Origin of the sequence: Parendozoicomonas verongulae (assembly GCF_009711465.1) — a bacterium.
GTDB classification, from domain to species: domain Bacteria; phylum Pseudomonadota; class Gammaproteobacteria; order Pseudomonadales; family Endozoicomonadaceae; genus Sansalvadorimonas; species Sansalvadorimonas verongulae.
This window is the reverse complement of the sequence record NZ_SMME01000435.1, coordinates 261-465: the sequence shown is the minus strand read 5'-3', so window position 1 is coordinate 465 and position 205 is coordinate 261.

Here is a 205-nt window from a genome sequence, read left to right as displayed (position 1 = left end):
CTGGTCACAGACAAAAGGCCTGTCCCCCGTATGGGTTCGTTTGTGGGCAGTGAGGTGACAGGATTGAGCAAAACGTTTGTTGCACCCGTCCTGTTCACAGACAAAAGGCCTGTCCCCAGTGTGGATCCGTTTGTGCCTGATGAGATGACCGGATTGGACGAAACGCTTTTCGCACCCTTCAAGGTCACAGACAAAGGGTCTATGC